This is a genomic window from Nocardia sp. CA-145437, assembly GCF_050956485.1.
In the GTDB taxonomy this organism is placed as follows: domain Bacteria; phylum Actinomycetota; class Actinomycetes; order Mycobacteriales; family Mycobacteriaceae; genus Nocardia.
The window spans coordinates 4,271,451-4,294,872 of record NZ_CP191204.1 but is presented as its reverse complement, the minus strand read 5'-3'; the positions used below and the strand labels follow the sequence as shown (position 1 = coordinate 4,294,872).

Annotated in this window: 24 protein-coding genes; 12 read left to right on the top strand and 12 right to left on the bottom strand. The window is 69.1% G+C overall.

Annotated features, from left to right (window positions below; genetic code table 11):
* Positions 1-62 precede the first annotated feature (62 nt).
* Positions 63-1,499 carry a GuaB1 family IMP dehydrogenase-related protein gene (locus tag ACQPYY_RS20015; RefSeq protein ID WP_433590535.1) on the bottom strand — a complete coding sequence of 479 codons (1,437 nt, stop codon included), beginning with the start codon at positions 1,497-1,499 and terminating at the stop codon, positions 63-65.
* A gap of 96 nt (positions 1,500-1,595) precedes the next feature.
* Here ACQPYY_RS20015 and ACQPYY_RS20010 point away from each other — a divergent pair, with 96 nt between their 5' ends.
* A complete protein-coding gene (locus ACQPYY_RS20010; RefSeq protein WP_433590534.1) occupies positions 1,596-2,036 on the top strand; it encodes a nuclear transport factor 2 family protein in 441 nt (146 codons plus the stop codon).
* 292 nt (positions 2,037-2,328) lie between these two features.
* Here the strand turns inward: ACQPYY_RS20010 and ACQPYY_RS20005 are convergent, their stop codons facing one another.
* From ACQPYY_RS20005 to ACQPYY_RS19980, 6 genes are all read right to left on the bottom strand, one after another.
* The gene (locus ACQPYY_RS20005) at positions 2,329-3,852 is read right to left on the bottom strand and encodes a DEAD/DEAH box helicase (protein ID WP_433594686.1); all 1,524 of its coding nucleotides are present in this window, start codon (positions 3,850-3,852) and stop codon (positions 2,329-2,331) included.
* A gap of 397 nt (positions 3,853-4,249) precedes the next feature.
* Complete coding sequence (locus ACQPYY_RS20000; RefSeq protein WP_433590533.1) at positions 4,250-5,191, bottom strand: M48 family metalloprotease; 942 nt, start codon at positions 5,189-5,191, stop codon at positions 4,250-4,252.
* 43 nt (positions 5,192-5,234) lie between these two features.
* Positions 5,235-5,636 (bottom strand): BlaI/MecI/CopY family transcriptional regulator, encoded by a 402-nt coding sequence (locus ACQPYY_RS19995; protein ID WP_379103975.1) that lies wholly within the window; start codon positions 5,634-5,636, stop codon positions 5,235-5,237.
* A gap of 78 nt (positions 5,637-5,714) precedes the next feature.
* Entirely contained in the window at positions 5,715-6,506 is a 792-nt protein-coding gene (locus ACQPYY_RS19990) for an ABC transporter ATP-binding protein (protein WP_379103972.1), read from the bottom strand.
* Between the two features lie 37 nt (positions 6,507-6,543).
* The gene (locus ACQPYY_RS19985; RefSeq protein WP_433590532.1) at positions 6,544-7,617 is read right to left on the bottom strand and encodes a FecCD family ABC transporter permease; all 1,074 of its coding nucleotides are present in this window, start codon (positions 7,615-7,617) and stop codon (positions 6,544-6,546) included.
* 74 nt (positions 7,618-7,691) lie between these two features.
* Complete coding sequence (locus ACQPYY_RS19980) at positions 7,692-8,729, bottom strand: FecCD family ABC transporter permease (protein WP_379103968.1); 1,038 nt, start codon at positions 8,727-8,729, stop codon at positions 7,692-7,694.
* Between the two features lie 134 nt (positions 8,730-8,863).
* Between ACQPYY_RS19980 and ACQPYY_RS19975 the strand changes: the two genes are divergently transcribed.
* Both ACQPYY_RS19975 and ACQPYY_RS19970 read left to right on the top strand, forming a co-directional pair.
* The gene (locus ACQPYY_RS19975; protein ID WP_433590531.1) at positions 8,864-9,568 is read left to right on the top strand and encodes a hypothetical protein; all 705 of its coding nucleotides are present in this window, start codon (positions 8,864-8,866) and stop codon (positions 9,566-9,568) included.
* Between the two features lie 205 nt (positions 9,569-9,773).
* Positions 9,774-10,802, top strand: coding sequence for a helix-turn-helix domain-containing protein (locus ACQPYY_RS19970; RefSeq protein ID WP_433590530.1), 1,029 nt, complete (start codon positions 9,774-9,776; stop codon positions 10,800-10,802).
* A gap of 3 nt (positions 10,803-10,805) precedes the next feature.
* Here the strand turns inward: ACQPYY_RS19970 and ACQPYY_RS19965 are convergent, their stop codons facing one another.
* Together ACQPYY_RS19965 and ACQPYY_RS19960 are read right to left on the bottom strand one after the other, a co-directional pair.
* Positions 10,806-11,765 carry a helix-turn-helix domain-containing protein gene (locus ACQPYY_RS19965; RefSeq protein ID WP_433590529.1) on the bottom strand — a complete coding sequence of 320 codons (960 nt, stop codon included), beginning with the start codon at positions 11,763-11,765 and terminating at the stop codon, positions 10,806-10,808.
* 637 nt (positions 11,766-12,402) lie between these two features.
* Positions 12,403-12,528 (bottom strand): hypothetical protein, encoded by a 126-nt coding sequence (locus ACQPYY_RS19960; protein ID WP_433590528.1) that lies wholly within the window; start codon positions 12,526-12,528, stop codon positions 12,403-12,405.
* Positions 12,529-13,080: 552 nt separating this feature from the next.
* Here ACQPYY_RS19960 and ACQPYY_RS19955 point away from each other — a divergent pair.
* Positions 13,081-13,914, top strand: coding sequence for a helix-turn-helix domain-containing protein (locus tag ACQPYY_RS19955; protein ID WP_379103953.1), 834 nt, complete (start codon positions 13,081-13,083; stop codon positions 13,912-13,914).
* Between the two features lie 220 nt (positions 13,915-14,134).
* On the opposite strand, the gene ACQPYY_RS19950 is transcribed toward ACQPYY_RS19955, so the two are convergent.
* Positions 14,135-14,953, bottom strand: coding sequence for an MBL fold metallo-hydrolase (locus ACQPYY_RS19950; protein ID WP_433590527.1), 819 nt, complete (start codon positions 14,951-14,953; stop codon positions 14,135-14,137).
* Positions 14,954-15,057: 104 nt separating this feature from the next.
* Here ACQPYY_RS19950 and ACQPYY_RS19945 point away from each other — a divergent pair, with 104 nt between their 5' ends.
* The 6 genes from ACQPYY_RS19945 to ACQPYY_RS19920 all read left to right on the top strand — a co-directional run bounded on the left by ACQPYY_RS19945 (position 15,058) and on the right by ACQPYY_RS19920 (position 19,382).
* Positions 15,058-15,666, top strand: coding sequence for a helix-turn-helix domain-containing protein (locus ACQPYY_RS19945; RefSeq protein ID WP_433590526.1), 609 nt, complete (start codon positions 15,058-15,060; stop codon positions 15,664-15,666).
* A gap of 117 nt (positions 15,667-15,783) precedes the next feature.
* Positions 15,784-16,173, top strand: coding sequence for a PaaI family thioesterase (locus ACQPYY_RS19940; protein ID WP_379104935.1), 390 nt, complete (start codon positions 15,784-15,786; stop codon positions 16,171-16,173).
* A 128-nt stretch (positions 16,174-16,301) separates the two neighbouring features.
* Positions 16,302-16,604 (top strand): urease subunit gamma, encoded by a 303-nt coding sequence (locus ACQPYY_RS19935; protein WP_357085156.1) that lies wholly within the window; start codon positions 16,302-16,304, stop codon positions 16,602-16,604.
* Between the two features lie 6 nt (positions 16,605-16,610).
* A complete protein-coding gene (locus tag ACQPYY_RS19930) occupies positions 16,611-16,922 on the top strand; it encodes an urease subunit beta (RefSeq protein WP_433590525.1) in 312 nt (103 codons plus the stop codon).
* Positions 16,922-18,643 carry an urease subunit alpha gene (locus ACQPYY_RS19925; RefSeq protein ID WP_433590524.1) on the top strand — a complete coding sequence of 574 codons (1,722 nt, stop codon included), beginning with the start codon at positions 16,922-16,924 and terminating at the stop codon, positions 18,641-18,643. Before ACQPYY_RS19930 ends, ACQPYY_RS19925 begins: the two co-directional genes overlap by 1 nt.
* A gap of 67 nt (positions 18,644-18,710) precedes the next feature.
* On the top strand, positions 18,711-19,382 hold the full coding sequence (locus ACQPYY_RS19920) for an O-methyltransferase (protein ID WP_433590523.1): 672 nt from the start codon (positions 18,711-18,713) through the stop codon (positions 19,380-19,382).
* A gap of 4 nt (positions 19,383-19,386) precedes the next feature.
* Here the strand turns inward: ACQPYY_RS19920 and ACQPYY_RS19915 are convergent, their stop codons facing one another.
* Positions 19,387-19,929 carry a PadR family transcriptional regulator gene (locus ACQPYY_RS19915; RefSeq protein WP_433590522.1) on the bottom strand — a complete coding sequence of 181 codons (543 nt, stop codon included), beginning with the start codon at positions 19,927-19,929 and terminating at the stop codon, positions 19,387-19,389.
* 87 nt (positions 19,930-20,016) lie between these two features.
* On the opposite strand from ACQPYY_RS19915, the gene ACQPYY_RS19910 reads away from it, so the two are divergent.
* On the top strand, positions 20,017-20,424 hold the full coding sequence (locus ACQPYY_RS19910) for a nuclear transport factor 2 family protein (protein ID WP_379104933.1): 408 nt from the start codon (positions 20,017-20,019) through the stop codon (positions 20,422-20,424).
* A 4-nt stretch (positions 20,425-20,428) separates the two neighbouring features.
* Entirely contained in the window at positions 20,429-20,839 is a 411-nt protein-coding gene (locus ACQPYY_RS19905; protein ID WP_379103920.1) for a YchJ family protein, read from the top strand.
* Between the two features lie 153 nt (positions 20,840-20,992).
* On the opposite strand, the gene ACQPYY_RS19900 is transcribed toward ACQPYY_RS19905, so the two are convergent.
* Entirely contained in the window at positions 20,993-23,344 is a 2,352-nt protein-coding gene (locus ACQPYY_RS19900) for an arylsulfatase (protein WP_433590521.1), read from the bottom strand.
* Between the last annotated feature and the right edge of the window lie 78 nt (positions 23,345-23,422).

The following is a 23,422-nucleotide window of genomic DNA, read 5'->3' as shown; positions in this document are numbered from 1 at the left end:
GAAACCCGGCGGATCCGAGCGGACCCGCCGGGTTCGGGTTGTGCAGTACCAACGGGGAACGATCACCAACCGGACGGCAGCGGACGGCCTTCGGCGAAACCGGCGGCCGACTGGATGCCCAGCACGGCGCGCTCGTGGAACTCGCCGATGGTGCGCGCGCCCGCGTAGGTGCAGGAGCTGCGCACACCGGAGGTGATGTGGTCGATCAGGTCCTCGACACCGGGACGCTCGGGATCCAGGCGCATGCGCGAGGACGAGATGCCCTCCTCGAACAGCGCCTTGCGGGCCCGGTCGAACGCCGAGTCGGTGGCGGTGCGGGCGGCCACGGCCCGCTTGGACGCCATGCCGAAGGACTCCTTGTAGCGGTTGCCGTCACGGTCGGTGCGCAGGTCGCCGGGCGACTCATAGGTGCCCGCGAACCAGGAGCCGATCATCACGTTGGCCGCGCCGGCCGCGAGCGCCAGCGCCACGTCGCGCGGGTGGCGGACGCCGCCGTCGGCCCACACGTGCTTGCCGAATTCCTTGGCGGCCGCGGCGCATTCGGCCACCGCGGAGAACTGCGGGCGGCCCACGCCGGTCATCATGCGGGTGGTGCACATGGCGCCGGGGCCGACACCGACCTTGATGATGTCCGCGCCCGCCTCGATCAGATCGCGGGTGCCCTCGGCGGAGACCACATTGCCCGCGACCAGCGGCACGCCCAGATCCAGCGCCGCCACCGAGGCCAGCGCCTCCAGCATCTTCTGCTGGTGGCCGTGCGCGGTGTCCATGACCAGCACGTCGGCGCCCGCGTCGACCAGGGCCTTGGCCTTGCCCGGGATGTCGCCGTTGATGCCGACCGCGGCCGCGATGCGCAGCCGGCCCGCGGTGTCGGTGGCCGGGGTGTAGATGCCGGTACGGATGGCGCCGGTGCGGGTCATCACGCCCGCGAGGGTGCCGTCGGCGTGGACCAGCACGGCCAGGTGGGCGTGCTTGGCCTCGAGCAGATCGAAGATGTCGCGGGGCGAGGCGTCGGCCGCGGCGCTGACGAAGTTGGCGTCGGCGATGGTGCTCAGGCGGGCGAAACGGTCCACGTCGGCGCAGGCCGCCTCGGTGACCACACCCACCGGCTTGCCGTTCTCGACCACGACGACCGCGCCGTGGGCGCGCTTGTGGATGAGCGCCAGCGCGTCGGACACCGACTGCTCGGGATCCAGCACGACGGGGGTGTCGGCGGTGAGCGAGCGGCTCTTGACGAAGGCGATGGTGTCGGCGGCCGCCGGGATCGGAAGATCCTGCGGCAGCACCACGATGCCGCCGCGGCGGGCCACGGTCTCGGCCATGCGGCGGCCGGCGACGGCGGTCATGTTCGCGACCACGAGGGGGATGGTGGTGCCGGTCCCGTCCGAGGTGGACAGGTCGACATCGAAACGGGACGCCACATCCGTCCGGCGAGGGACGAGGAAGACGTCGTCGTAGGTCAGGTCATAGGGCGGGGTCTGCCCGGGAAGAAACTGCACGTTGGACCATGGTAGCTGAATGCTGTGCGTTCGCCAGCGACTTGCCAAGGAAATTCCGATTGCCGCGCGAATCGGGGTGTCCTAGCGTTCGCGATCGTGACCGATCTTGCGGCGCTCGCCGATCGACTGGACGTCGGCGACACCATCACCAAACTCTTCGTCTACTGCGATCAGGCCCGCTGGGCCGACCTGCGCGAGTCGGTGCTCGCGCCGGAGGTGTTCTTCGACAACGGTTTCGGCGGTCCGGTCGGGCCGCAGCCAGGCGGCGACATCGTCGACGCCTGGGCCGCCGGGCTGGGCGCACTGGACGCCGTCCACCACCAGGCGGGCAATCAGCTCATCGAGATCACCGGCGATACCGCGCTGGCGCACGCCGACGCCATCGCCGTGCACGTGAAGAACGACGCCACCGGCGGCGCCACCCGCTGGTTCGTCGGCAGCTACGTGCTGGGGTTGCGGCGCACCGAAAAGGGCTGGCGCATCGACCGTTTCGAACACAAGCTGAAGGTCATCGACGGCAACCCCGACTTGATCTGACCGCCGAGCGCGGACGCGGTGAGGGTGGCGGGCCTCGCGGCCGGTTCCTCGCCGCCTGCGCCGGGCCGCTGTCGATCGGCTTGGGCCGCAGTGGGTTCGAACGGATTGCGCCCACTCTCCTCGGCCCGTCGCGGGAGTCCTGAACGCGCCCGCCCCTGAGCCCCCGAGTCGTTTGCTAAATAGTTGCTAGACCCTGTTTCGGCCCCCGAGTTATCTCAATCTCGTCGGATTTGCCGGAAACGCCGCTCGATTCGCCTGCGCGTGTCGTAGGAACCTACAAACGTGTCGCCACTCAGCGGGACGAACGCCGGGCCGCACCCGGTTTGCGCTTCTTGTTGTGCGTGCGACTCTCGCCCTGCGGCCGCTGCTGCCGGAACCGCGGCTGCTCCTTGTCGGCCTTCCGCTCGGGCGCGGGCGGGGCCGAGGGATCGGCGATCGGACGGCCGCTCGGGCGCCGGGCACCCGTGATCTCGACGAGCCGGCGATCGCCCGGCCGCACCTCGACATCGGTGAGGGTCACCGACGCCCGCTCCGCGAGCCGAGCCGCCTCTTCCCGGTCGTCCGGGGTGACGATGGTGACGACCGTGCCCGACGCGCCCGCCCGCGCGGTCCGGCCGGTGCGGTGCAGGTAGTCCTTCGGGTCCGCGGGCGGATCGACGTGCACGACCAGCGAGACATCGTCGATGTGCAGCCCGCGCGCCGCCACATCCGTGGCCACCAGCACCGGCGCGGTCCCGTCGGCGAACGCGGCGAGCATCCGGGTGCGCTGGTTCTGTGCCTTTCCGCCGTGCAGCGCGACCGCGCCGATCCCGATCTCCCGCAACTTGCGGGCCAGCTTGTCCGCCCCGTGCTGGGTGCGCACGAACAGCAGCGTCCGCCCCGGCCGCGCGGCGATCTCGCTGACCACCGCCCGCTTGTCCGGCCGCCGCACATGCAGCGCGTAGTGGGCGATATCGGGTCCAGCGGCTACTCTCCCGAACCCGCCGACGACCGTGCCGCCCGTGGCGCTAGCGTCTACCGCGCTCGAACCCGTGGCCGCCGCTGTCGAACCGGTACCCGCCTCGGCAGCGCCCATGCCCGGAGAGCCCGCTCCCAGTAGGGCCGAGGCTTCACCCCGCGACGCCGCGCCCATGGCCGGGGCGCCCGGCGTGGTCGAACCCGGGTGCTGCGTGGTCGAATCCGCGCCCAATGCCGGACTCGTCCCGAACGCGGCCGAATCCGTGCCCGCCGGTGCGGTTTTCGCCGTGGTCGCGCCGATCGCGTGGGTGGCGGGTTCGCGGAGGTACTTCTGTACCAGCCCGTCGATCGACTCGTCCAGCGTCGCCGAGAACAACAGCTGCTGCGCGTCATCGGGCACTTTGTTCAGCAGGGCCGTGAGCTGCGGCAGGAAGCCGAGTTCGGCCATGTGGTCGGCCTCGTCGACGGTGACCACCCGAATATCGGCCAGCTGCACCGCTTTCCGCCCGAGCAGGTCGGTCAACCGGCCCGGTGTCGCGATGACCACGTCCACGCCGCGCGCCAGCCGCTCCTCCTGCTTCTTGATCGGGAGCCCGCCGACCGCGGTGGCCAGGCGCAGGCCCAGCGACAGCGCGGGTTCGTCCAGCGCCGCTTCGATCTGGATCGCCAGTTCCCGGGTGGGCGCGAGGATCAGACCGCGCGGCCGCTTGGGGGCGCTGGGCGCGCCGAAAAGCCGCACCAGCATCGGCAACCCGAACGCCAGCGTTTTGCCCGACCCCGTGGCGGCCCGGCCCAGCACGTCGCGGCCCGCGAGAATATCGGGAATGACCGCGGCCTGAATCGGGAACGCCGAATCCATCCCGCCCCGCCGCAGCGCCTGCACCAGCACCGGCGGCAGACCGAGATCCGCGAATCGGATCGGGGGCGATCCCGCCGCACCGCCCGCGCGGCCTCCGTGTCCGGCCGCTCCGGCGCTGCCGCCGACATCGCCTGCCGTTCCCGCGGGCCCGGCCGGCATCTCCGCGGATGCCGGTCGTGCCGTGCTGGATGCCGGGTCGGCCGCGGATGTCGGGTCGGTGTGGATGGTGTCCTCCATAGCTGTTCTCGGTGTGTCGGCAGGAGCTGTGCTCGGTGTCGCCGCAGGTCGGTTTCGGGCGCCACGGCGAGTGGACGAGGCGTCGAGGGAGCCGGGTGCGCCGCCGGGCACGGCGGAACCGTCCGCGCCCGAGTCGGATTCGCGGGCGGGCGGAGCGGGTTCAGGCACGGCTGACCAGGCGGCTGACCTCGACCAGCCAGGGGATCGCGACGGCGAGGGTCGGCACGACGAGGATCGCGGCGGCGGCCAGGTAGGCGGCGACGGCGATGCGCAGGTCGCCGATGGGACCGGCGAGGCGCTGGATGCGGATCAGGGTGCTGGGTCCGCCCGCGGCCATCGCGCCCTGCGGGGCGGGCGAATTCGAGCAGGCCACCAGGGCGCGGGCCAGCGGGGTGGGGCCGGTGACCTTGACCGCGGAGTCGTCGGCCAGCAGTTCGATGAGCAGTTTCACCGAGTCCAGCGCGGACTTGGAGCGGACCACGCGGGGGAAGGCCTCGTGCGCGGCGGTGAAGGCTTCCAGCACCAGGTCGTGGCGGGCGCGCAGATGCGAGCGCTCGTGACTGACGATGGCGGTGAGTTCCTCGTCGGTCAGATTGGTGACCGTCCCCTGGCTGAGCACCACGCGGCGGCGCAGCCCGGGCAGGCAGTAGGCGATCGGCTCGGTGGCCGCGAGCACTCGGATGTCGGCCGATTTGCGTTGCACGCTGGACTGATCGAGCAGGTCGACCAGCATGCGGTGGCGGGCGCGGCGGCGGCGGGTGTGGATGCCGACCCGGATCACCGACCAGATCAGCCGCGCCCCGACCAGCAGTGTGAGCGCGAACACCAGCACCAGGCCCAGCCACAGCGGCAGGCCGAGGACGTCGATTTCCTTGCTGGGCGTGGTGGTCGGCCGGCCGTCGGGGCCGGGGACCAGCAGGCGGGAGGCGATGGCGAGGCCGGAGCCGAAGGCGCTGAGCACCGCGGCCAGTGCGATGGCCTGCCAGAGCACCAGTGCGGCACGGGGACTGCGGAAGGGCCAGGTGGACCGGGAGAGCAGCGCTGGTACCGGTCCCGCCAATAACAAGGCGAGACCGGCGAATACCGGCGCTGTCCAGTCCATGTCCTCAGCTCACTGCGTTGTGGGGCTCGGGCCGAGGGTACAGCTAAACGGACTCGGGTTTGTCCTTGCGCGCCACCTCGGTGGCTTCGAGCTTAGCGAGTGCGGCGCGCAATGCGTCAGCCTCGTCGGCGCCGACCTGCTCGACGAAGTGCACGAGCGCGGCGCGGCGGCTGCCCACCTCGTCCGCCTGCTGCAGCGCGTCGAACATGAGGCTGGCGACGAGTTCGTCGCGGGTGTGCACGGGCGCGTACCGGTGTGCGCGGTCGTCGCGCTGCTGGACGACGAGGTTCTTCTTCGCCAAGCGCTGTAGAACGGTCATCACCGTGGTGTACGCGAGTTCACGACGCTCAGCGAGGGCTTCATGGACCTGCCGGACCGTTTGCGGTTCGTCGGCCGACCACAACTGGTCCATGACCGCTTTCTCGAGTTCACCAAGACCTGCCATCCCACCAGCTTACGGAGGCAACGACAGCAATGCGTACTACAGGTCGTCGTAACCGGCGGGTTGCTGGTGTGGGATTCCTCATACGATGACGTGACGGTTGCCGATCGGCACGATCATGGGCCGCCCGGACACCGGATCCTCGAGCACCTCGGCCCGCAGATTGAACACCTCGAGCAGCAGCTCGGCGTCGATGATGTCGGCCGGGGCGCCCTGGGCCTGGATGCGCCCGTCGCGCATGACGATGAGGCGGTCGCTGTAGCGGATGGCCAGGTTCAGATCGTGCAGCACCATGACCACGGTCCGGCCCAGGTCGTCGTGCAGGCGGTCGACCAGGTCCAGCACCTCGAGGGCGTGGGTGAGGTCGAGGTAGGTGGTCGGCTCGTCGAGCAGCAGGATGTCGGTGCCCTGGGCCAGGGCCATGGAGATCCAGGCGCGCTGGCGCTGGCCGCCGGACAGCTCGTCGAGGGTGCGGCCCGCGAGGTCCGCGATGCCGGTCTGTTCGAGGGCGGCCAGCACTTCGGTCTCGTCGTCGGCGGACCACTGCCGCAGCCAGGACTGGTGCGGGTGGCGGCCGCGGGCGACCAGATCGGCGACGGTGAGGCCCTCGGGCGCGACCGGCGTCTGCGGCAGCATGCCGACCACGCGGGCGATGTCCTTGGTCTTCATGGTGGCGATGGCCTTGCCGTCCAACAGGACCCGGCCCGCCTTGGGGCGCAGCAGCCGGCCCAGGGAGCGCAGCAGGGTGGACTTGCCGCAGCCGTTGGGGCCGATGACGGTGGTGATGAGCCCGGGCTCGATGTCCACCGACAGTCCGTCGACGATGATCCGCTCGCCGTAGCCGAGAGTGAGGGATTCCGCAGCGAGAGTCACAGTGCCACCTTAGAAGTCGCGGGAGCCGACGTCGAAGTCACAGTGTCGCCTTCCGGTTGGTGCGAACGAGCAGATACAGCAGGAACGGTCCGCCCACGGCCGCGGTGACCACGCCCACGGGCAGCGACACCGGAAACGCGGTGCGCGCGAGCAGGTCCGCGCCGACCACGGCGACGGCTCCGACCAGCGCCGACGCGATGACCGGTTCACCGGGGGTGCGCAGCAGCCGCCGCGCGATCTGCGGCGCCGCCAGGCCCACGAAGCCGAGTGGGCCGACCGCGGCGGTCGCCAGCGCCGTGCAGCCGACCGCCGCGGCGATGAGGATCGCCTGCTGGGTCTGGATGCGGACGCCGAGGATGCGGGTGGTGTCGGTGCCGAACCGCAGCGCGGCCAGCGTGCGCGCCGATCCGGCGGTGACGAGCAGCGCGAGCCCCAACCCGATCGAGGCGGGGATCAGGCTCGACCAGTCGGCCATGTTCAGCGACCCGGTCAGCCATTGCTGGGCGTGCGCGGCGTCGGTGAGCGTGGCCCGCGTCAGCAGCCAGCTCACCACCGACAGCAGCGCCGCGTTGACGCCGATCCCGATGAGCACCAACCGGAATCCCATCACCCCGGCGTCCCCGGACGCGGTCCGTCCCCAGGCCAGCAGATAGATGAGCACCGCGGTCAGCAGTCCACCCGCCAGCGCCGCCCCCGAAACCCCGAGCGCCGCAGCCGTCCCCGTCCCGGCCCCACCGAGCCCGACCAGCACCGCGACCGCGCCGACGCTCGCACCGGAGGTGATGCCGAGCAGATCCGGACTGGCCAGGGGGTTGTGCAGAATCGACTGCGTCACCGCGCCCGCCAGCCCCAGCGCCGCCCCGACCACCACGGCGGTCAGCGCCCGGGGCAGCCGCGAATCCATGATCACGAATCGCTGCGCCCGAGTCCCGCCCCCGCCCAGCACATCCAGTACCCGCCCGAGCGGAATCCGGAACTCACCCACCGCGATGTCCAGCGCGAACAATCCGAACAGCAAGGCCGCCAGCGAGATCACGGTGATCACTGCCATCGGACGCAGCACGGACGAGAATCCGCCCACCCGCACGGCGGGCCGAACCGCTCGCAGCATGCCCGTCGAAGGGTTTGCCGGTGAGTCGCCCGAGCTCACAGCGTCGGGGGCGGTGTTGGGAGGTGTCGGGAGTGTCACAGGCTCACCAGCTTTCGGCGGCGGACGAGCAGGAGGAAGAAGGGTGCGCCGAGGGCTGCGAGCGTGACACCCGCTTGGAGTTCACCGGGGCGGGCGATCAATCGGCCCGCGGTGTCGGCCAGGAGCAGGACGATCGCGCCGAGCAACGCCGAGTAGGGGAGCAGCCAGCGGTAGTCGGGGCCGGTGAACGCCCGGGCCAGGTGGGGGACGATCAAGCCGAGAAAGGCGATGGGGCCGACGGCGGCGGTGGCCGCGCCCGCGAGCAGGACGACCGCCGCCAGGCCGAGGGCGCGGCTGCGGGTGATGTCGACGCCGAGGCCACGGGCCACGTCGTCGCCGAGGCCGAGCAGGTTCAGGGTCGGGGCGCAGGTCAGGGCCAGGATGACGCCGACCGCGAGGAACGGCAGGACCTGCCGGAAGGTGGTGGCGTCGTGCCCGGCCACGTCGCCGACCACCCAGTAGCGGTAGGTGTTGAGGGCCGTCCCGTCCAGGAGGACAACGATATTGGTCATGGCCTGCAGGAACGCGGTCACGGCCGCGCCCGCGAGGACCAGGCTCAGCGGGCTCGCCTTACCGCCGCCGAGGGCTGAGATGCCGAAGACGACCGCGCCCGCGAGCAGTGCGCCCGCGAACGCGAACCAGATGTACTGCGCCGGGCTGGTGAGCGCGAGCAGGTGGATGCTCAGCGCCGCGAGGAACGCCGCGCCCGCGTTGATGCCGAGTAGTCCGGCGTCTGCCAGGGGGTTTCGGGTGTAGCCCTGGATGAGCGCCCCGGCCATGCCGAGCGCCAGCCCGGTGATCAGGGCCAGTCCGGTTCGGGGGAGCCGCAATTCGCGCACGATTTGGGCGGCGGTGTCGGTGGCCGGGCACGAAAGCGGGAGTCCGCCAGGGCAGGTGAGCGCGTCGTAGACGGTTCCGAGACCCAGATTGCGGGTACCCAGGGCGATGCTGGCGGCCAGTGCGCCGAGCAGGAGCACGGCGAGAACGAGAAGTCCGGACAGACGTCGCCGTCTGGTGGTGACTACGGCGGGCACGGTGACGAACTACTCCTGACACGTTCTATGGTCGATAAGTCTGGTAAGCCTAACCTATCTTCTCGTACGCGTTGTCCATGCTCCACGCCTTTGGTCCCCACATTGGCCGAATAGTCGATGAATGAGGAGGTTCGATGCTCGAACCCGTAACCGTGTGCCCGCCGCGCGATTCCAGGCTCGCCTTCGGGACGGCCTGTCACCGCCTGCGCGCCCTGCAACCCGACCACCCGCGTGTCTACGCCGTCGCCGCCATGGTCGACCAGGGCAAACGCAGATGGTGGCGACTCGCCGCCGGCATCCGTGAGGGCCGCATCGAGCTGATGTACCGGCGCCACGCCGCGGAGATGAGCAATGCCGACATCGCCGCCGAGGTGGTGGCCACCGCGCTGATCCACGCGGTGGTGGGCCGGGTGATGGCCATGGTCGTGTCGGAGGGCCGCGCGTGGGATCCGGGCTTGGAGAACCTGTGGATCCACACCGACAACGACGGCGGCATCGACTGGGCCGGGCTGTCCGACACCACCATTCGCGTGCTGGACGGCGATCCGCTCGCCGGTCAGGACGGTGTGGTGGCGCTGCCGTGCGAGCCGGCGCTCTACGTCTGGCTCGCGCACCGCTGCCTGCCCGCGCTGACTCTCATCCAGGAGGCGATGACGCACTGCTCCGGTCTGGGCGTGCGGCGCTTCTGGGGGCTGGTCGCGGAATCGGTGGTGGGTGCGGCGACCTACGTTCCGGCCCTGGCCAATACGTCCTCCTCCGAGGGCGCGCGTCGCGGCCAGGCCATGCTGGCCGCCTTCGAGGACCGCGGTCTACCGGTGCGCCGCGCCTGCGTCAGGTAGACCCGTCGGTCCAATCGCCACGCCACCGGTTTGCTGTAGCCGTCGATTCGGTGCTGTGTCGCGCCCGTCCGGGTCTCGCAAGTAGACTGTGCGGCAAACAATCTTGATGCATTGACGGTGCAATTCATGCGCCGGGGCCGTGGACTCGCGGGCTATCTGCACAATGGTGTGCTGCCCACTTGCTGCTGCTACTGTTCCGACCGCGGTGCGGGCATCCCGAGGGGTGCCCGCACCGCGTCGGATCGAACTGGTGGAGGCGTGGATGGCGGTCGTGTTCGATACCGCGGCATTGGCCCGGCACGAGCGCGCGGACGCTCTGGCCGCCGTCGCCTCCGAGACCGTGGCCGCCGCCGATGTCCGCTTCGCCGATCGCGGTGGGGCCCACGGCCGTTTGGAAGCCTGGCTGTTCGGGCCGGTGGAAGTATTGCGGGCCGAGACCACAGGGGTCGACGTGCTCCGGACCCCCAAGCATGTCCGGACCACTCCCGCGGGCCTGTTCTCGGTGACGCGGCAGATCGGCGGCACCCGCATCCACGAACATTTCGGCATTCAGGAGGTGCTCGCGCCGGGGGACTGCGGAGCCATCGACCACGACAACCCGTTCGTGTCGGTGATGCGCGGCGCGTCGATCAGCGTGAGCCTGCGCATGTCGGTGGACGAGCTGGAACTACCGGGCGACGTCGTGCGCACCGCGGCGCTGGGTCTGCGCCGCAGCCCGTTGTGCCCGCTGGTCTCGTCGTTCATCGTCGACCTCATGACCCGCGCGGACACCATCGAGAACGACCCGGGCGCTGCCGATCTGGGCCGGGCCGGGGTGGATATGGTGCGCGCACTGGTGCTCTCGGCGGCCGGAGCCGAACCGGTGGAGGGGGCCGGGCTGCCCGCCCCGCTGCTGCTGCGCCAGATGGAGACCTACCTGCGCCTGAATCTGCGCCGTCGCGACCTGACCGCGGCGGAAGTCGCCGCCGCGCACCACATCTCGGTGCGCCGGATGTATCGGCTGTGGTCGGAGCAGGGAGTCTCGATGCAGCAGTGGATCATCGGTGAACGTTTGGAGCTGACGCGTCGCATGCTCGCCGATCCCCGGCACACGGAGCGCACCATCGGCTGGATCGCGCGAGCCGCGGGATTTCGCGACGCGAGCCACTTCACCCGCCGCTTCCGCGCCGCCTACGGCGTCGGCCCGAGCGAATGGCGGGCCGAGGCGCGGGGTGTCGGCGGGTCCGCGAGCTGACGCTCAGGCGGTCGCCGCGGCGTAGCGCCAGTCCCGCGGGGTCATGCCGTACGCGGCCCGGAACCGGCGGGTGAAATGCGTGGCGTCCCGGAAACCGACGGTGTGCGCGATGGCGCTGATGGTGCGCCCGCCGTGGGCCGGATCCACCAGCAGGGCGCGTGCGGCCGCGAGCCGTTCGCCGATGATCCACTGCTCCAGGCGAATTCCGGCGTTCGCGCACAGCCGGTAGAGGTAGCGGGCGGACATGTTGTGGGCCGCGGCGATCTGCTCGACCTTCAGGTCGGGGTCGTTGAGGTGGCGGCGCACGTAGTTCTGCACCTCGCGGACCACGGCCTGCTGGTGGGCGGGGGTCTCGTCACCGGTCGCGGGTCCGGAGGCGGACAGCAGCAGCGCCCGCACCATCTCGACGCAGCACTGGCCCACCATGACCGCGGCCGGATCGCGTTCGAGCGCCTCGGCGCCCTCGATGAGTTCGGTGATCTGCCCGGCGATCATGTCGTGCAGCGGGCTGTGCCGCAGCCGGCCGGTGGCGGCCGCGAGGGTCTCGCCCGACACTCCCAGCCGATCGCGCGGCACGGCGATGCACCAGGATTCGCCCAGCCCGTCCCAGCCGACTTCGAAGGGTGTGGCGAAATCCCAGAGGGCGCATTCGCCCGGCGAGGTGACGGTGTGCCGCCCGTTCTGGTAGTGATGCCGGACCGCCTGCTTCTGCAAGACCACCGCGACCGCGGACGAGGGTGTTCGCAGCACCTGCGCGGGCGTCCGGCGGACCCGGACTGCCGAGATCTGGATCCGGTGCAGGGTTGCCACCCCGAGCCGCCACTTCTCGTGGCGGGTGACTATGCGTTCCGGTGGATCCAGCAATTCCGCGTCCACCTGCAGGGCCACCGACTTGGCGAGGTCGGTGACGAGGCCGTGCCGATTCTCGACCGGGCACGACTCCGCATCCAAAAGGACAGCCATCTCAACTCCCCTCGGAACTCGCCCGCACTCGAGTTCCAGCTTCGTGCTGAACATTACGAACGGCCTGATTTTAGAAAGTTCCAGGCCAACTCCCCGCATGCGCGGAGCGGCCATTACGAGGAGTGCAGTACTGAAAAGTCGGGCGAATAGAACTGGTCGGACAAGTGACCTGTGATTTCGTCACCCTGACTCGCCTCTGCGTGCCATTCGCACGGCACGCAGAGGCGACAATCGTGCGCCCACAGCAAATTTGCGAGCGCCACCATACGTGTCGGTTGCCGGTTCACGACCCCGGCCGGTCGGAGCGTTATCGGTGCACGGCAGGCAAGATTCGCGGCACTCAGGGCCGACGATGTGCGACAAGCATATTCGCGATGCTCGGCACCGATGGGCGCCCGCGAGGCACTCAGAGCACGACCTCACCGACGCCGGGGAAGCGCTGTGAGGATTGCGCGAAGTCCAGGAGCCGACCGGGGTCGAGGCGCACGATGACGCGCACATGGGCCGGATCCAGCGCGGTGAGCGCCGCCGCGAGAGCTGTTTCCCCATGGCCGATTCCGGTGGTGCCGCCGTTCTCCGACAGCGGCGGGCGAATCGTCTGGTTCCAGAGCGTCGGCGACTCGTTCGAGCCGCACTGTCAGCGCGGGCCGGCGTCCCGGGTGATCCGCGCCGCTTTCGCGGTGCCGGTGAGGAATTCGATCAGCTCCAGAGCGCCCTCGGCGCCCAGCGGCCGGACCTGGTCCGGGCGGCGGTCGGATGTCATGCGGGTTCTCCGATCGAGGTTTCCGGGCGGGCGAGAATGTCGACTCCGGCGGTGCGGGCGACGGATGTGCCGAACGGTCCACACCCGCGGGGCGCTGGGAATCGCGCGGGGCTTACGCCCGGAGAGCGGTGTGCGACAACTGGTGTCGATGTGCGGGTGAATCCTGGACCGCCAGAGTGCGGGCGTCGATGCCCGTGGCATGGGACGCGTTCCACGGATGGTTTTCTCGCGGCCGGCCGCACGATCACCGTGCAGGCGGGTCGTCGTCGACGGCCGGCCGCGTTGTGAAACCGGGTGGCGAGGCGGCTCACTGCGTCGCCCACCCGAATCGACCATAGGACGCGCCGGAGTCGAAGCCCATGACCGTGAGTGCACAGCAGTCGACTCAGAGTGTCTGCGCGCCAATCCGGTTCCCCACTCGGCCCGCATTCCAAACCGAGTGGTCGCTGTGAGTCGATTGGCTGGCACGGACAGCACCCTTGGTACTCGGTCGTACACCTAACTTGATTGGTGTTCGGGGTCACAGCCATAGCGGAAAGGAGCGGGAGACGCATGACGAACATGCAAGGCGTAGCGACGATTTCGATCGCGGATACACCGGTTGTGCGCGAGCCGGGCCGCCTGACATCGGATATCGACGCCGCGGCCGTGCAACCGCCGAGCTTCGGCGCGGTACTGCGGCGGTTGCGCGACGAGCGCCGGGTGTCACGCGAACGCCTGGGCATGGCGGCCGGTGTCAGCGCCAGCTACATCACCCACCTGGAACTCGGCCGCCGCGGTCGCCCCACCCAGGCCGTCGTCGAAGCCCTGTGCGGCTGCCTCGACCGGGTCCAGCCGGTCTCGCACCGCTCTCGGCGTTACTTGTACGACCTGGCCGGACTGCCCGACCCCGCCGCACCCGACCTCGCTGAACTGCGCGCGGCCATCACCCCGGACCGGCTGCGCCGACTCGAGCGACTCGCCCCTGATCCCGCGGGCTACTTCGATTCCCGCTGGCACGTCCTGGCATTGAACGACGCCGCGCGCCGCGCCTTCCCCGGCCTGACCGAGGGCGGCAATTGGCTCATCTGGCTCCTCGACGACCCGCGCGCCGCGACCGCCCTGCTCGACCGCGAAACCGCCGCCCACGCCTCGGTATCGGTGCTGCGCGCCCGCATCGCCGCCTTCGACGTCCCCGACTGGTCCGGCGACTTCCTGCGCGCCCTGGGCCGAAACCCCGAATTCCGCCGCCTGTGGTCGCGAGCCCAAGACCTGGACCACCCCGGCGAACGACTCATCCGCCTCCGCACCCCCCGCGGCGAAACCCCCTTGGACATGCAGCTCTACGACGTCGAAAGCGCCCGCTACCCAGGCTGGATCCGCATGCTGTGGGGCATGACCGACTGACCGACCCGCCCGAATACGGAGGTGGTGGGCTCTGTCGACCGATCACTCTCGACAGAACCCACCACCGGCAGCGGATCGGGGGCCACCGCAGCCCTCGGGGCCTCCCACGATCCTGACGCCGAAACCGAGTATAGGTCAGGCTTACCTAACTAGCAAGCGCCTATTGTCGCGCCCTCGATCGCAACGGCCCCGCCTTCGAGGTCTTCGTCGGGCCGTCCGATCAGCCGATCGGTGGGGCGAGGTATTCCAGCGCATAGCCGTTGCCGGAGGGGGATACGCGAGCGATGCCGGGGGAGTCGAGGTGGGCGCCGGCGACGAAATGGTTTGGGCGGGTCAAGCGTTCGAGGAGCGCTACTCGGGCGGCGCGAGCCTGGGATAGGTTGCCGTCGAGCTCCCAGGACACGGTCGGCTGCTCGAATTGGAGTGTGGGAACGTGCACGGTGTCGCCCCAGATGAGTAGATGGGCGGCGCCGCTGGTGATGTCGTAGATGGTGTGGCCGGGGGTGTGGCCCGGGGTGGGGATCGCGGTGGTCCAGTTGTTGATCGCGACCTTGTCGGGCACGGGTACGACCCGGTCGCGGAGCGGCTCGAGTCGGCCGGTGAACACCGAGGTGTCGCCCGCTCCGATCCAGATGCGCTCGAGTTCGATGAACGCTTCCGAACCGTCCGGGGTGATCAGGCCGCTCACGTGGTCCTCGTGCCGGTGGGTGATGGCGACGTCGGTGATCTGTGTGCGGTCGATTTCCGCTTCTTCGAGCGCGTCGTAGATCAATCCCATGGTGGGGTCGTGCCAGGCGTTGGAGGCGCCGGTGTCGATGAGGATCGAGCGGGTGCCGTCGGTGACGAAGAAGGCGTTGACCGACAGCCGCAGGTTGTCGCCGACCAGGGGTACGGCGGTCGGCAGCTGGGGGAGGGGGCGCCCGTCCTCGTCGCGGAGCCGGGTCGGCGGCATGTCGATGTAGCCGTCTCGCAATGAGATCACTTGCAGGTCACCGAATTCGAAGGCGGCATGGTGGCGGCCACTCGAGATCAAACGCATGGAATCTCCGTCGGGTTGAGCGCATGTCTCCGATGGGAGACAAAATCTTCTTTGGAAGAAATCTACACTGTGGGCAACGAGGCATCCAGCGATCGAGGAGCGCGGTGATCGAGCAAGACGGAAACGCGGACGAACCACGGCACGGTGACGACCTGGCCGGGGCGTTCGGCGCGAATGTGCGGCGACGCCGCGAGGAGGCGGGTCTGACGTTGGAGCAGTTGTCCACGCAGTCCTCGGTCAGCCGGGCGATGCTGTCGAAAGTCGAACGCGGGGAGAAGAGTCCGACGATCGGCGTCGCGTCCAAGATCGCTCACGCGCTCGACGCGTCGCTCTCCGAGCTGATCGGTGGGGCGGCCGCTGCCGCGTCCGGGGTGGCCGTTGTCATGCGCAAGAACGATCGGCCCGTTTTCCGTGACCCGGAAACCGGATTCGAGCGGCACATGGTGTCGGCGGCCCCGGGTGCGGGAGGCGGCGAGATGGTCGTCCACTATCTCCCCGCGCAGGTTTCCACCGGGCTGCTGCCCGCGTATCCGCGGGGTTCGGAGAAGCAACTCGTGGTGCTCGACGGCACCCTCACCGTCGCGATCGGCGGGATCACCGAAACGCTGAACACGGGCGATTCCATTTTCTTTCAGGCCGACGCGGATCACGGCTTCGCGAATCGGACGAACGCTCCCTGCGAATACATCATGATCATCTCGCGCAGATCGTGATCGGCCGCGGCTGCCGGGGTCCCCGGTAGCGGGCGGGTCGCGTGGATGTGCAAATGTGTGCATATGAGCGACGACTTCTCTTCGATCAAATCGCTGGCTGACGTGACGCCCGAGCTGATGAACAAGCTCAGTGAGGGGACGTTCACCGATCTCATCGGGTTGAAGTTCACCGAGCTGAGCGGGGACGGGGTGGCGGCGGAGTGGGTGGTGACACCGCAGCTGTATCAGCCTGCCGGGATCGTCAACGGCGGCGTGTACTGCACGGTGATCGAGACGCTGGCGAGTGTGGCAGGCGGGGCGTGGCTGGGTGACCGCGGCACCGTGGTCGGCGTCAACAACAACACCGACTTTCTGCGGGCCGTGCGCGAGGGGAAGTTGAGCGGGGTGGCGACGCCGATCCATCGGGGGCGCTCGCAGCAGTTGTGGCAGGTCGTCATCACCGATGAGCAGGAGCGGACGGTGGCTCGCGGGCAGGTGCGGTTGCAGAACCTCAGCCCGCAGAACTGAGTCGGGCACAGCCGGATTCGGGGGTCCGGACGCGGGGACGGACAATCGTATATCTCCGAAACATGCTGGTAACGCGGGTCGTGCCAGAATGACCGACGATCCGTCCCCGTGATTGCCGAGGAGCCCGCATGCGACTGACGCCGCACGAGCAGGAACGCCTGCTGTTGAGTTACGCGGCCGAGTTGGCGCGGCGGCGGCAGGCGCGCGGGTTGAAACTCAATCATCCCGAGGCGATCGCGATCATCACCGATCACGTGCTCGAAGGAGCGCGGGACGGGCGCACGGTAGCCGAGTTGATGGCCTCCGGGCGCACCGTGCTGACCCGCGACGACGTCATGGACGGGATTCCCGAGATGATCCACGACGTGCAGGTCGAGGCCACCTTTCCCGACGGCACGAAGCTCGTCACCGTCCACCACCCGATCGGATGACGCGCGATGATTCCTGGTGAATACCTCTGTGCCGAGGGCACGATCGAGCTCAATGCCGGCGCGGATCGCATCGAACTCGATGTCGTGAACACCGGTGACCGGCCGGTGCAGGTCGGCTCGCACGTGCATTTCCCGCAGGCCAACTCCGCGCTCGAGTTCGACCGCGACTCCGCGCACGGCCACCGTCTCGACATTCCGGCCGGTACCGCGGTGCGGTTCGAACCCGGTCTGGGGCAGCGGGTTTCGCTGGTCCCGCTCGGCGGCGACCGCGAAGTGCACGGAATCAGCCTCACCCCTCCCGGAAAGCTGGATATCTGATGGCCGAACTCTCTCGCGCCCGATACGCCGAACTGTTCGGGCCCACCGTCGGCGACCGCATCCGGCTCGCCGACACCGACCTGCTCATCGAGATCACCGAGGACCGCAGCGGCGGACCCGGACTCGCCGGTGACGAGGCCGTGTTCGGTGGCGGCAAGGTGCTGCGCGAATCCATGGGCCAGGCGCGCGCCACCCGCGCCGAGGGCACCCCGGACACCGTCATCACCGGCGTGGTGATCGTCGACTACTGGGGAATCATCAAGGCCGACATCGGTATTCGTGACGGCCGCATCGTCGCCATCGGCAAGGCCGGGAACCCGGACACCATGAGCGGCGTGCACCCGGACCTGGTGGTCGGTCCGTCGACCGAGATCATTGCCGGCAATGGCCGCATCGTCACCGCGGGCGCCATCGACTGCCACGTGCATTTCATCTGCCCGCAGATCCTCGACGAGGCCATGGCGGGCGGCATCACCACCCTGGTCGGCGGCGGCACCGGCCCGGCGGAGGGCTCCAAGGCCACCACCGTCACCCCCGGCGCCTGGCATCTGGCCCGCATGCTGGAGTCCACCGACTCCTGGCCGGTGAACATCCTGCTGCTCGGCAAGGGCAACACGGTGCGTGAGGACGCGCTGTGGGAGCAATTGCGTGGCGGCGCGGGCGGTTTCAAACTGCACGAGGACTGGGGCACCACCCCGGCCGCCATCGACCGCTGCCTCACCGTCGCGGATGCCTCCGGCGTGCAGGTGGCCTTGCACTCGGACACCTTGAACGAGGCGGGATTCGTGGAGGACACCCTGGCGGCGATCCGCGGCCGGGCCATCCACTCGTATCACACCGAGGGCGCGGGCGGCGGCCACGCGCCCGACATCATCACCGTCGCTTCGCATCTCAACGTGCTGCCCAGTTCCACCAACCCGACCCGGCCGCACACCATCAACACCCTCGACGAGCACCTGGACATGCTCATGGTGTGCCACCACCTGAGCCCGTCCATCCCCGAGGACCTGGCGTTCGCGGAGTCCCGCATCCGCCCCTCCACGATCGCCGCCGAGGACCTTCTGCACGACCTGGGCGCGATCTCCATGATCGGCTCGGACGCCCAGGCCATGGGCCGCATCGGCGAGGTCGTCATGCGCACCTGGCAGACGGCGCATGTCATGAAGCGCCGCCGCGGCGCCCTGCCCGGCGACGGCGCGGCCGACAACAACCGCGTGCGGCGCTACGTCGCGAAATACACCATCTGCCCGGCGGTCACGCACGGCCTGGACGCCGAGATCGGTTCGGTCGAGGTCGGCAAACTGGCCGACCTGGTGCTGTGGGAGCCCGCCTTCTTCGGTGTCCGCCCGCACGCCGTCATCAAGGGCGGCGCGATCGCCTGGGCCGCCATGGGCGACGCCAACGCCTCCATCCCGACCCCGCAACCGGTCCTCCCGCGCCCCATGTTCGGCGCCGCCCCGAGCGTGACGGCCTCGACCTCCCTGCACTTCGTCTCCGAACAGGCCATCGAGGACGGCCTGGCCGACCGCCTGCGCGTCAACCGGAAACTGGTCCCGGTGGCCAATGTCCGCCGCCGCACCAAGGCCGACCTCCCCAACAACGAGGCCATGCCCCGCATCGAGGTCGATCCCGACACCTTCACCGTCCGCATCGACGGCGAGGTCTGGAGCGAGCAACCCGCCACCGAACTCCCGATGGCCCAGCGCTACTTCCTGTTCTGAGGACCGGAATCCCTCGGCATGATCACAATGCTGGAGCGCCGAGGGAACCCCTGGCAGACTGCGAGGTATGACGACTGCCGACTGGGCCGATGTTGATCGCTACCTCGTCGAAACCCTGGTGGGGGACGAGGATTCGGGGACGTTGCGGGCCAATGCGGAGGCGGGGTTGCCCGCCATCGACGTGTCGCCGCCGCAGGGGAAGTTCCTGTATCTGCTCGGGAAGTCGGTGCGGGCGCGGCGGGTGCTCGAGATCGGGACGCTCGGCGGGTACAGCACCACGTGGCTGGCGCGGGCCGTGGGGAAGTCCGGGCGGGTGGTGACGCTCGAATTCGAGCCGCTGCACGCGGAAGTCGCGCGTGAGAACCTGGATCGGGCCGGGGTGGGGGATCGGGTGGAGATTCGGGTCGGCGCGGCGCTGGACTCGCTGCCCGAGCTCGAGGCCGAGCGGCCCGAGCCGTTCGATCTGGTGTTCATCGATGCCGACAAGGTCAACAACACCAACTATGTGCGGTGGGCGTTGACGCTGACCCGGCCCGGATCGGTGATCGTCGTCGACAATGTGGTGCGCAACGGCGCGATCGCGGACGCGGATTCGGCGGACGCGGCGGTGCGAGCCAGCCGGGAGGTCATCGAATTCATCGCCGCCGAGCCGCGATTGGACGGGACCGTGGTGCAGACCGTCGGCGGCAAGGGGTGGGACGGGTTCGCGTACGCGGTCGTGGTCGGCGACGACGACTGACCGGTCACGGCCGCGGATCGGGGTTCGCGGCCAATTCCTTCCAATAGTCCACGTACGCCTGCTCGTGCATGATGCCCAGGCGCAGGATGCGGGCCCGCGAGGTGGCGCGGACGCTGTCGGTGGCGTCGATCTCGTCGTAGAGCGCGCGGTACATGTCCAGCCAATGCCGGTGCTCGGCAACCTGATTGCGGGCCAGGGCCACCACGTCGCCGGGCTCGCCCAGGTCGGCGAAGAACAGTTTCAGCTGGGCGGGGTCGCGGGTCTCGGGCTGGGGTGAGGTGGGATCGCCCAGCCAGCGGGTCAATTCGGCGCGCCCGGCGTCGGTGAGGTGAAAGATGCGCCGGCGGCGGCCGGACTCCTCGGCCTCCTCACGGAGCAGGCCCTGATCGGCCAGGCGCGGGGGGACGCGGTAGAGCTGCGCGTGGGGGATGGGCCAGAACTTGTCGACGCTCTCCTCCAGACGCGCCTTGATGTCGTAGGGGGTCAGCGGTCCGTGGCGGGCGATGAGTCCCAGCACGATGTGGTCCTGCGGGCCTAGCTCGGCCATTCCGAATCCCCTCTCGTTTGACACCGTATCGCTGAGACTATACCTTGATACCAGTCATACGGTATCAATGAGACTATTGGAGTGGATATGCGCGACTACGCCATCGACCTGTTCGACCGCTGGACCCAGATGTGGAACGGCGACCTCGCGTTGGCCGACGAGATCATGGCCCCCGCGTTCACCCTGCGCTACGCCCAGCCGGGCGCGGACGCCTACGACAGCGTGCAGGACCGCGCGGCCTTCACCGCCGCCATCGACACCTTCCGGGCCGAGCGGCCGGGCCTGGAGTTCTCCACGCAGGGCATCCCGGTCGTCGAAATGGACGACACCCGAACCGGAATCATCGCCCGCCCCTACGGCGCCCGGATCACCGCACCGGACGGGACGATCGTGCGCGAACTCAGCGGCACCGACATCCTGCGCGCCGAGAACGGGCAGATCGTGGAGGTGTGGTCGGTGTCCGGCGGGGCCGAAGGACGGAGCTTCTACGCTTGAGCCCATGTCGAAGCGCCGCGAGAACCGTCCCGCGCCCGAGGCCTGCCCGTGCGGCCTGCCCGCCGCCTATGCCGACTGCTGCGGCCGGCTGCACCGCGGCGAACGGGCCGCCACCACCGCCGAGCAACTGATGCGGTCGCGATTCAGTGCCTTCGCGGTCGAGGACGAGGCGTACCTGCTGCGCAGCTGGGACCCCGAAACCCGGCCCGCCGAGGTCGATTTCGATCCGGGCATGCGCTGGGATCGGCTCGAGATCCTCGGCGCGACCGGTGGGGGACCGTTCCACACCGAGGGGACCGTGGAATTCCGGGCGCACTACCGCGTGCACGGGGCGGCGGGGGAACTGCACGAGAACAGCCGATTTCGCCGGGATGAGGGGAAGTGGGTGTACCTCGACGGCGATATCGAGCGCTGACCGGGGCTCGTAACTCCTTGCCGCCCCTGCGTATTCGCACACCGCGTGACCGTGCACGATCGGCAATCGTGCACAGCGTGCCACCATGGCTGCGCTCGGGGCGGCGACCAGCGGAAAGTTCCGACGGGAACACCGCCGCCCCGAGCGCGCGGCTCAGTCGCGCGAGAACGCGGCGGCCGCAGCCATTTCCAGATCCATGTACGGCTTCCCGCTCACGTCCTCGATGACCTGGTGCATGGTTCCGCCGGTGAACGGGAACGGCGAGTGGTACCGGCCCGACACGGACTGGCCGGTGTCCCGGCCGACCCGGACGCCCTCCCCGACCCCGGAGAACACGGTCGGCTGGATCCGCATGTCATCGAGTGAGCCCACCGGGTTCTCGTCGATGTAGAGGACGGCCTCACCCGTGGGCGTGTAGTGGTCGGGCCGGGTGCCGTGCCGTTCGTAGCGCACCCCGAGGATGTGATCGCCGAGCGGCACCCGGCAATCGGAGACGATGGCCTGCTCCTCCTCGCCGAGGAAGTTGTAGACGTAGCAGAGGTGACCGTCCTGGACGAACAGGGCGTGCCCGCCGAGCCGCCCGCCGTGGGCGAACAGCACGCCCTCCGCGTCCGGGCTGACGATCGTCGTCTCGGCCAGCAGCGCGAACGAACGGCCCAGAATCTCGAGCGCCGCGCCCGGTCCGACCTCCGCGCTGTCCGGGTAGTAGACGGCACGGTCCAGGCCCCTGGCGTACGTCGGCCGATAGCGCACCAGCGCGGAGACGATATCGAGATCATTGAGCGGCATCCCGTTGTACTTCTCCGCCTCGGAGAACCACAGCGCCTTCAATTCCTCCAGCTTCTCGGGATGCTCCGCGGCCAGGTCGTGCATCTGGCTGCGGTCCTGATCGATATGGAACAGCTCCCAGCGGTCTTGATCGAAGTGTCCCCAGCCGGACGGGCAGGCCGCGTGCACGGTGTCGGCGAACCAGCCGCGATGCCAGATGCCGCGCGTGCCCAGCATCGAATAGAACTGGGTGTGCTTGCCGACATCGGCGTCGGCGTCGGCGAACAGGGCCCGGAAACTGACTCCCTCGACGGGACGCTGCGGCACGTTCTTCACCGTGTCCGGCGGCGTGATGCCCAGCAGCTCGTAGACGGTGGGGGTGACGTCGCAGACATTGAGGTACTGATGGCGGATCTCGCCGCGGGCCGGGATGCCCGCCGGCCAGGCCATCAGGCAGGGATCGGCGATGCCGCCCTCGTGTGAGGCGTACCGCTTGTACAGCTTGTACGGGGTGTTGAAGGCCATCGCCCACCCGATGCTGTAGTGGTTGTAGGTGGTCGGCAGACCCAGCTCGTCGAGCTTGACCAAGCTGTCCTCGATCGTGTCGATGTAGCCGTTGAAGAACTTCATCTCGTTGACCGAACCGTTCGGGCCGCCCTCGCCGCTGGCTCCGTTGTCGGAGAAGGCCACGATGATGGTGTTGTCCAGCTGGCCGGTCTCCTCGAGGTAGTCCAGCACCCGCCCGATCTGGGCGTCGGTGTAGGAGAGGAATCCGGCGAACACCTCCGCCTGTCGGGCGAAGAGCCGTTTCTCGTTCTCCGACAGCGAATCCCAGGCGCGCACCGTGTCCTGTGCCGGCCACGGCTTGCCGTCGGCGCTGGTGACATCGCTGTACGGGTTCATGGGCGACAGCTCGGTGTTCTCCGGAATCAGGCCCATGCGCTTCTGGTTGTCGAGCACGATCTCGCGGTACTTCTCGTAGCCCATGTCGAACTTGCCGCGGTATTGATCGGCCCACTCCTGAGCGACATGGTGCGGGGCGTGCCCGCAGCCCGGGCACAGGTACATGAACCACGGCTTGTCGGGGGCGATCACCTTGGCGTCGCGAATGAACTCGATCGACTTTTCGGCCAGATCCTTCGACAGGTGATACCCGTCCTCCGGCGAATACGGCTGCGCGATCGGGTGGTTGTCGTACACGAGATTCGGATACCACTGGTCGGCCTCGCCGCCCAGGAAACCGTAGAACCGTTCGAATCCGCGCCCCAGCGGCCAGTGCCGCTTCGAGGCCGCGAGATTCTCCTCCTCCAACGGCGTCATATGCCATTTGCCGACGGCGTAGGTGTTCCACCCGCGTTCGCCGAGCACCTCCGAGCACAGGGCGGTGTCGGCGGGGATGCGTCCCGACAGGCTCGGGAATCCGTCACTGAACTCCTCGATGGTCGCCATGCCGACCGACGACGCGTTTCGCCCGGTCAGCAGGGAGGCGCGGGTGGGTGAACACAGTGCGGTGGTGTGGAATTGCGTGAATTGCACGCCACTGTCGGCGATCCGTTTCATGTTCGGCATGTCGACCAGGCCGCCGTAGCAGTCCCAGGTGGCGATGCCGATGTCGTCCCACACCAGGTACAGCACATTGGGCGCGCCCGGCGGGGCGGTCGGTTCCGCGTACGGTCCCCAGTCGGCGACCGAATCACGAATATCGAGCGCGATATGTCCTTCGAACTTCCTGGCCATCATTCACCTCGGAAAAGGAGAATCGTTGGTAGTGAGACCCAGCTCCGGCGTGACCGCTGGGAGTTCATCGACGCGTCG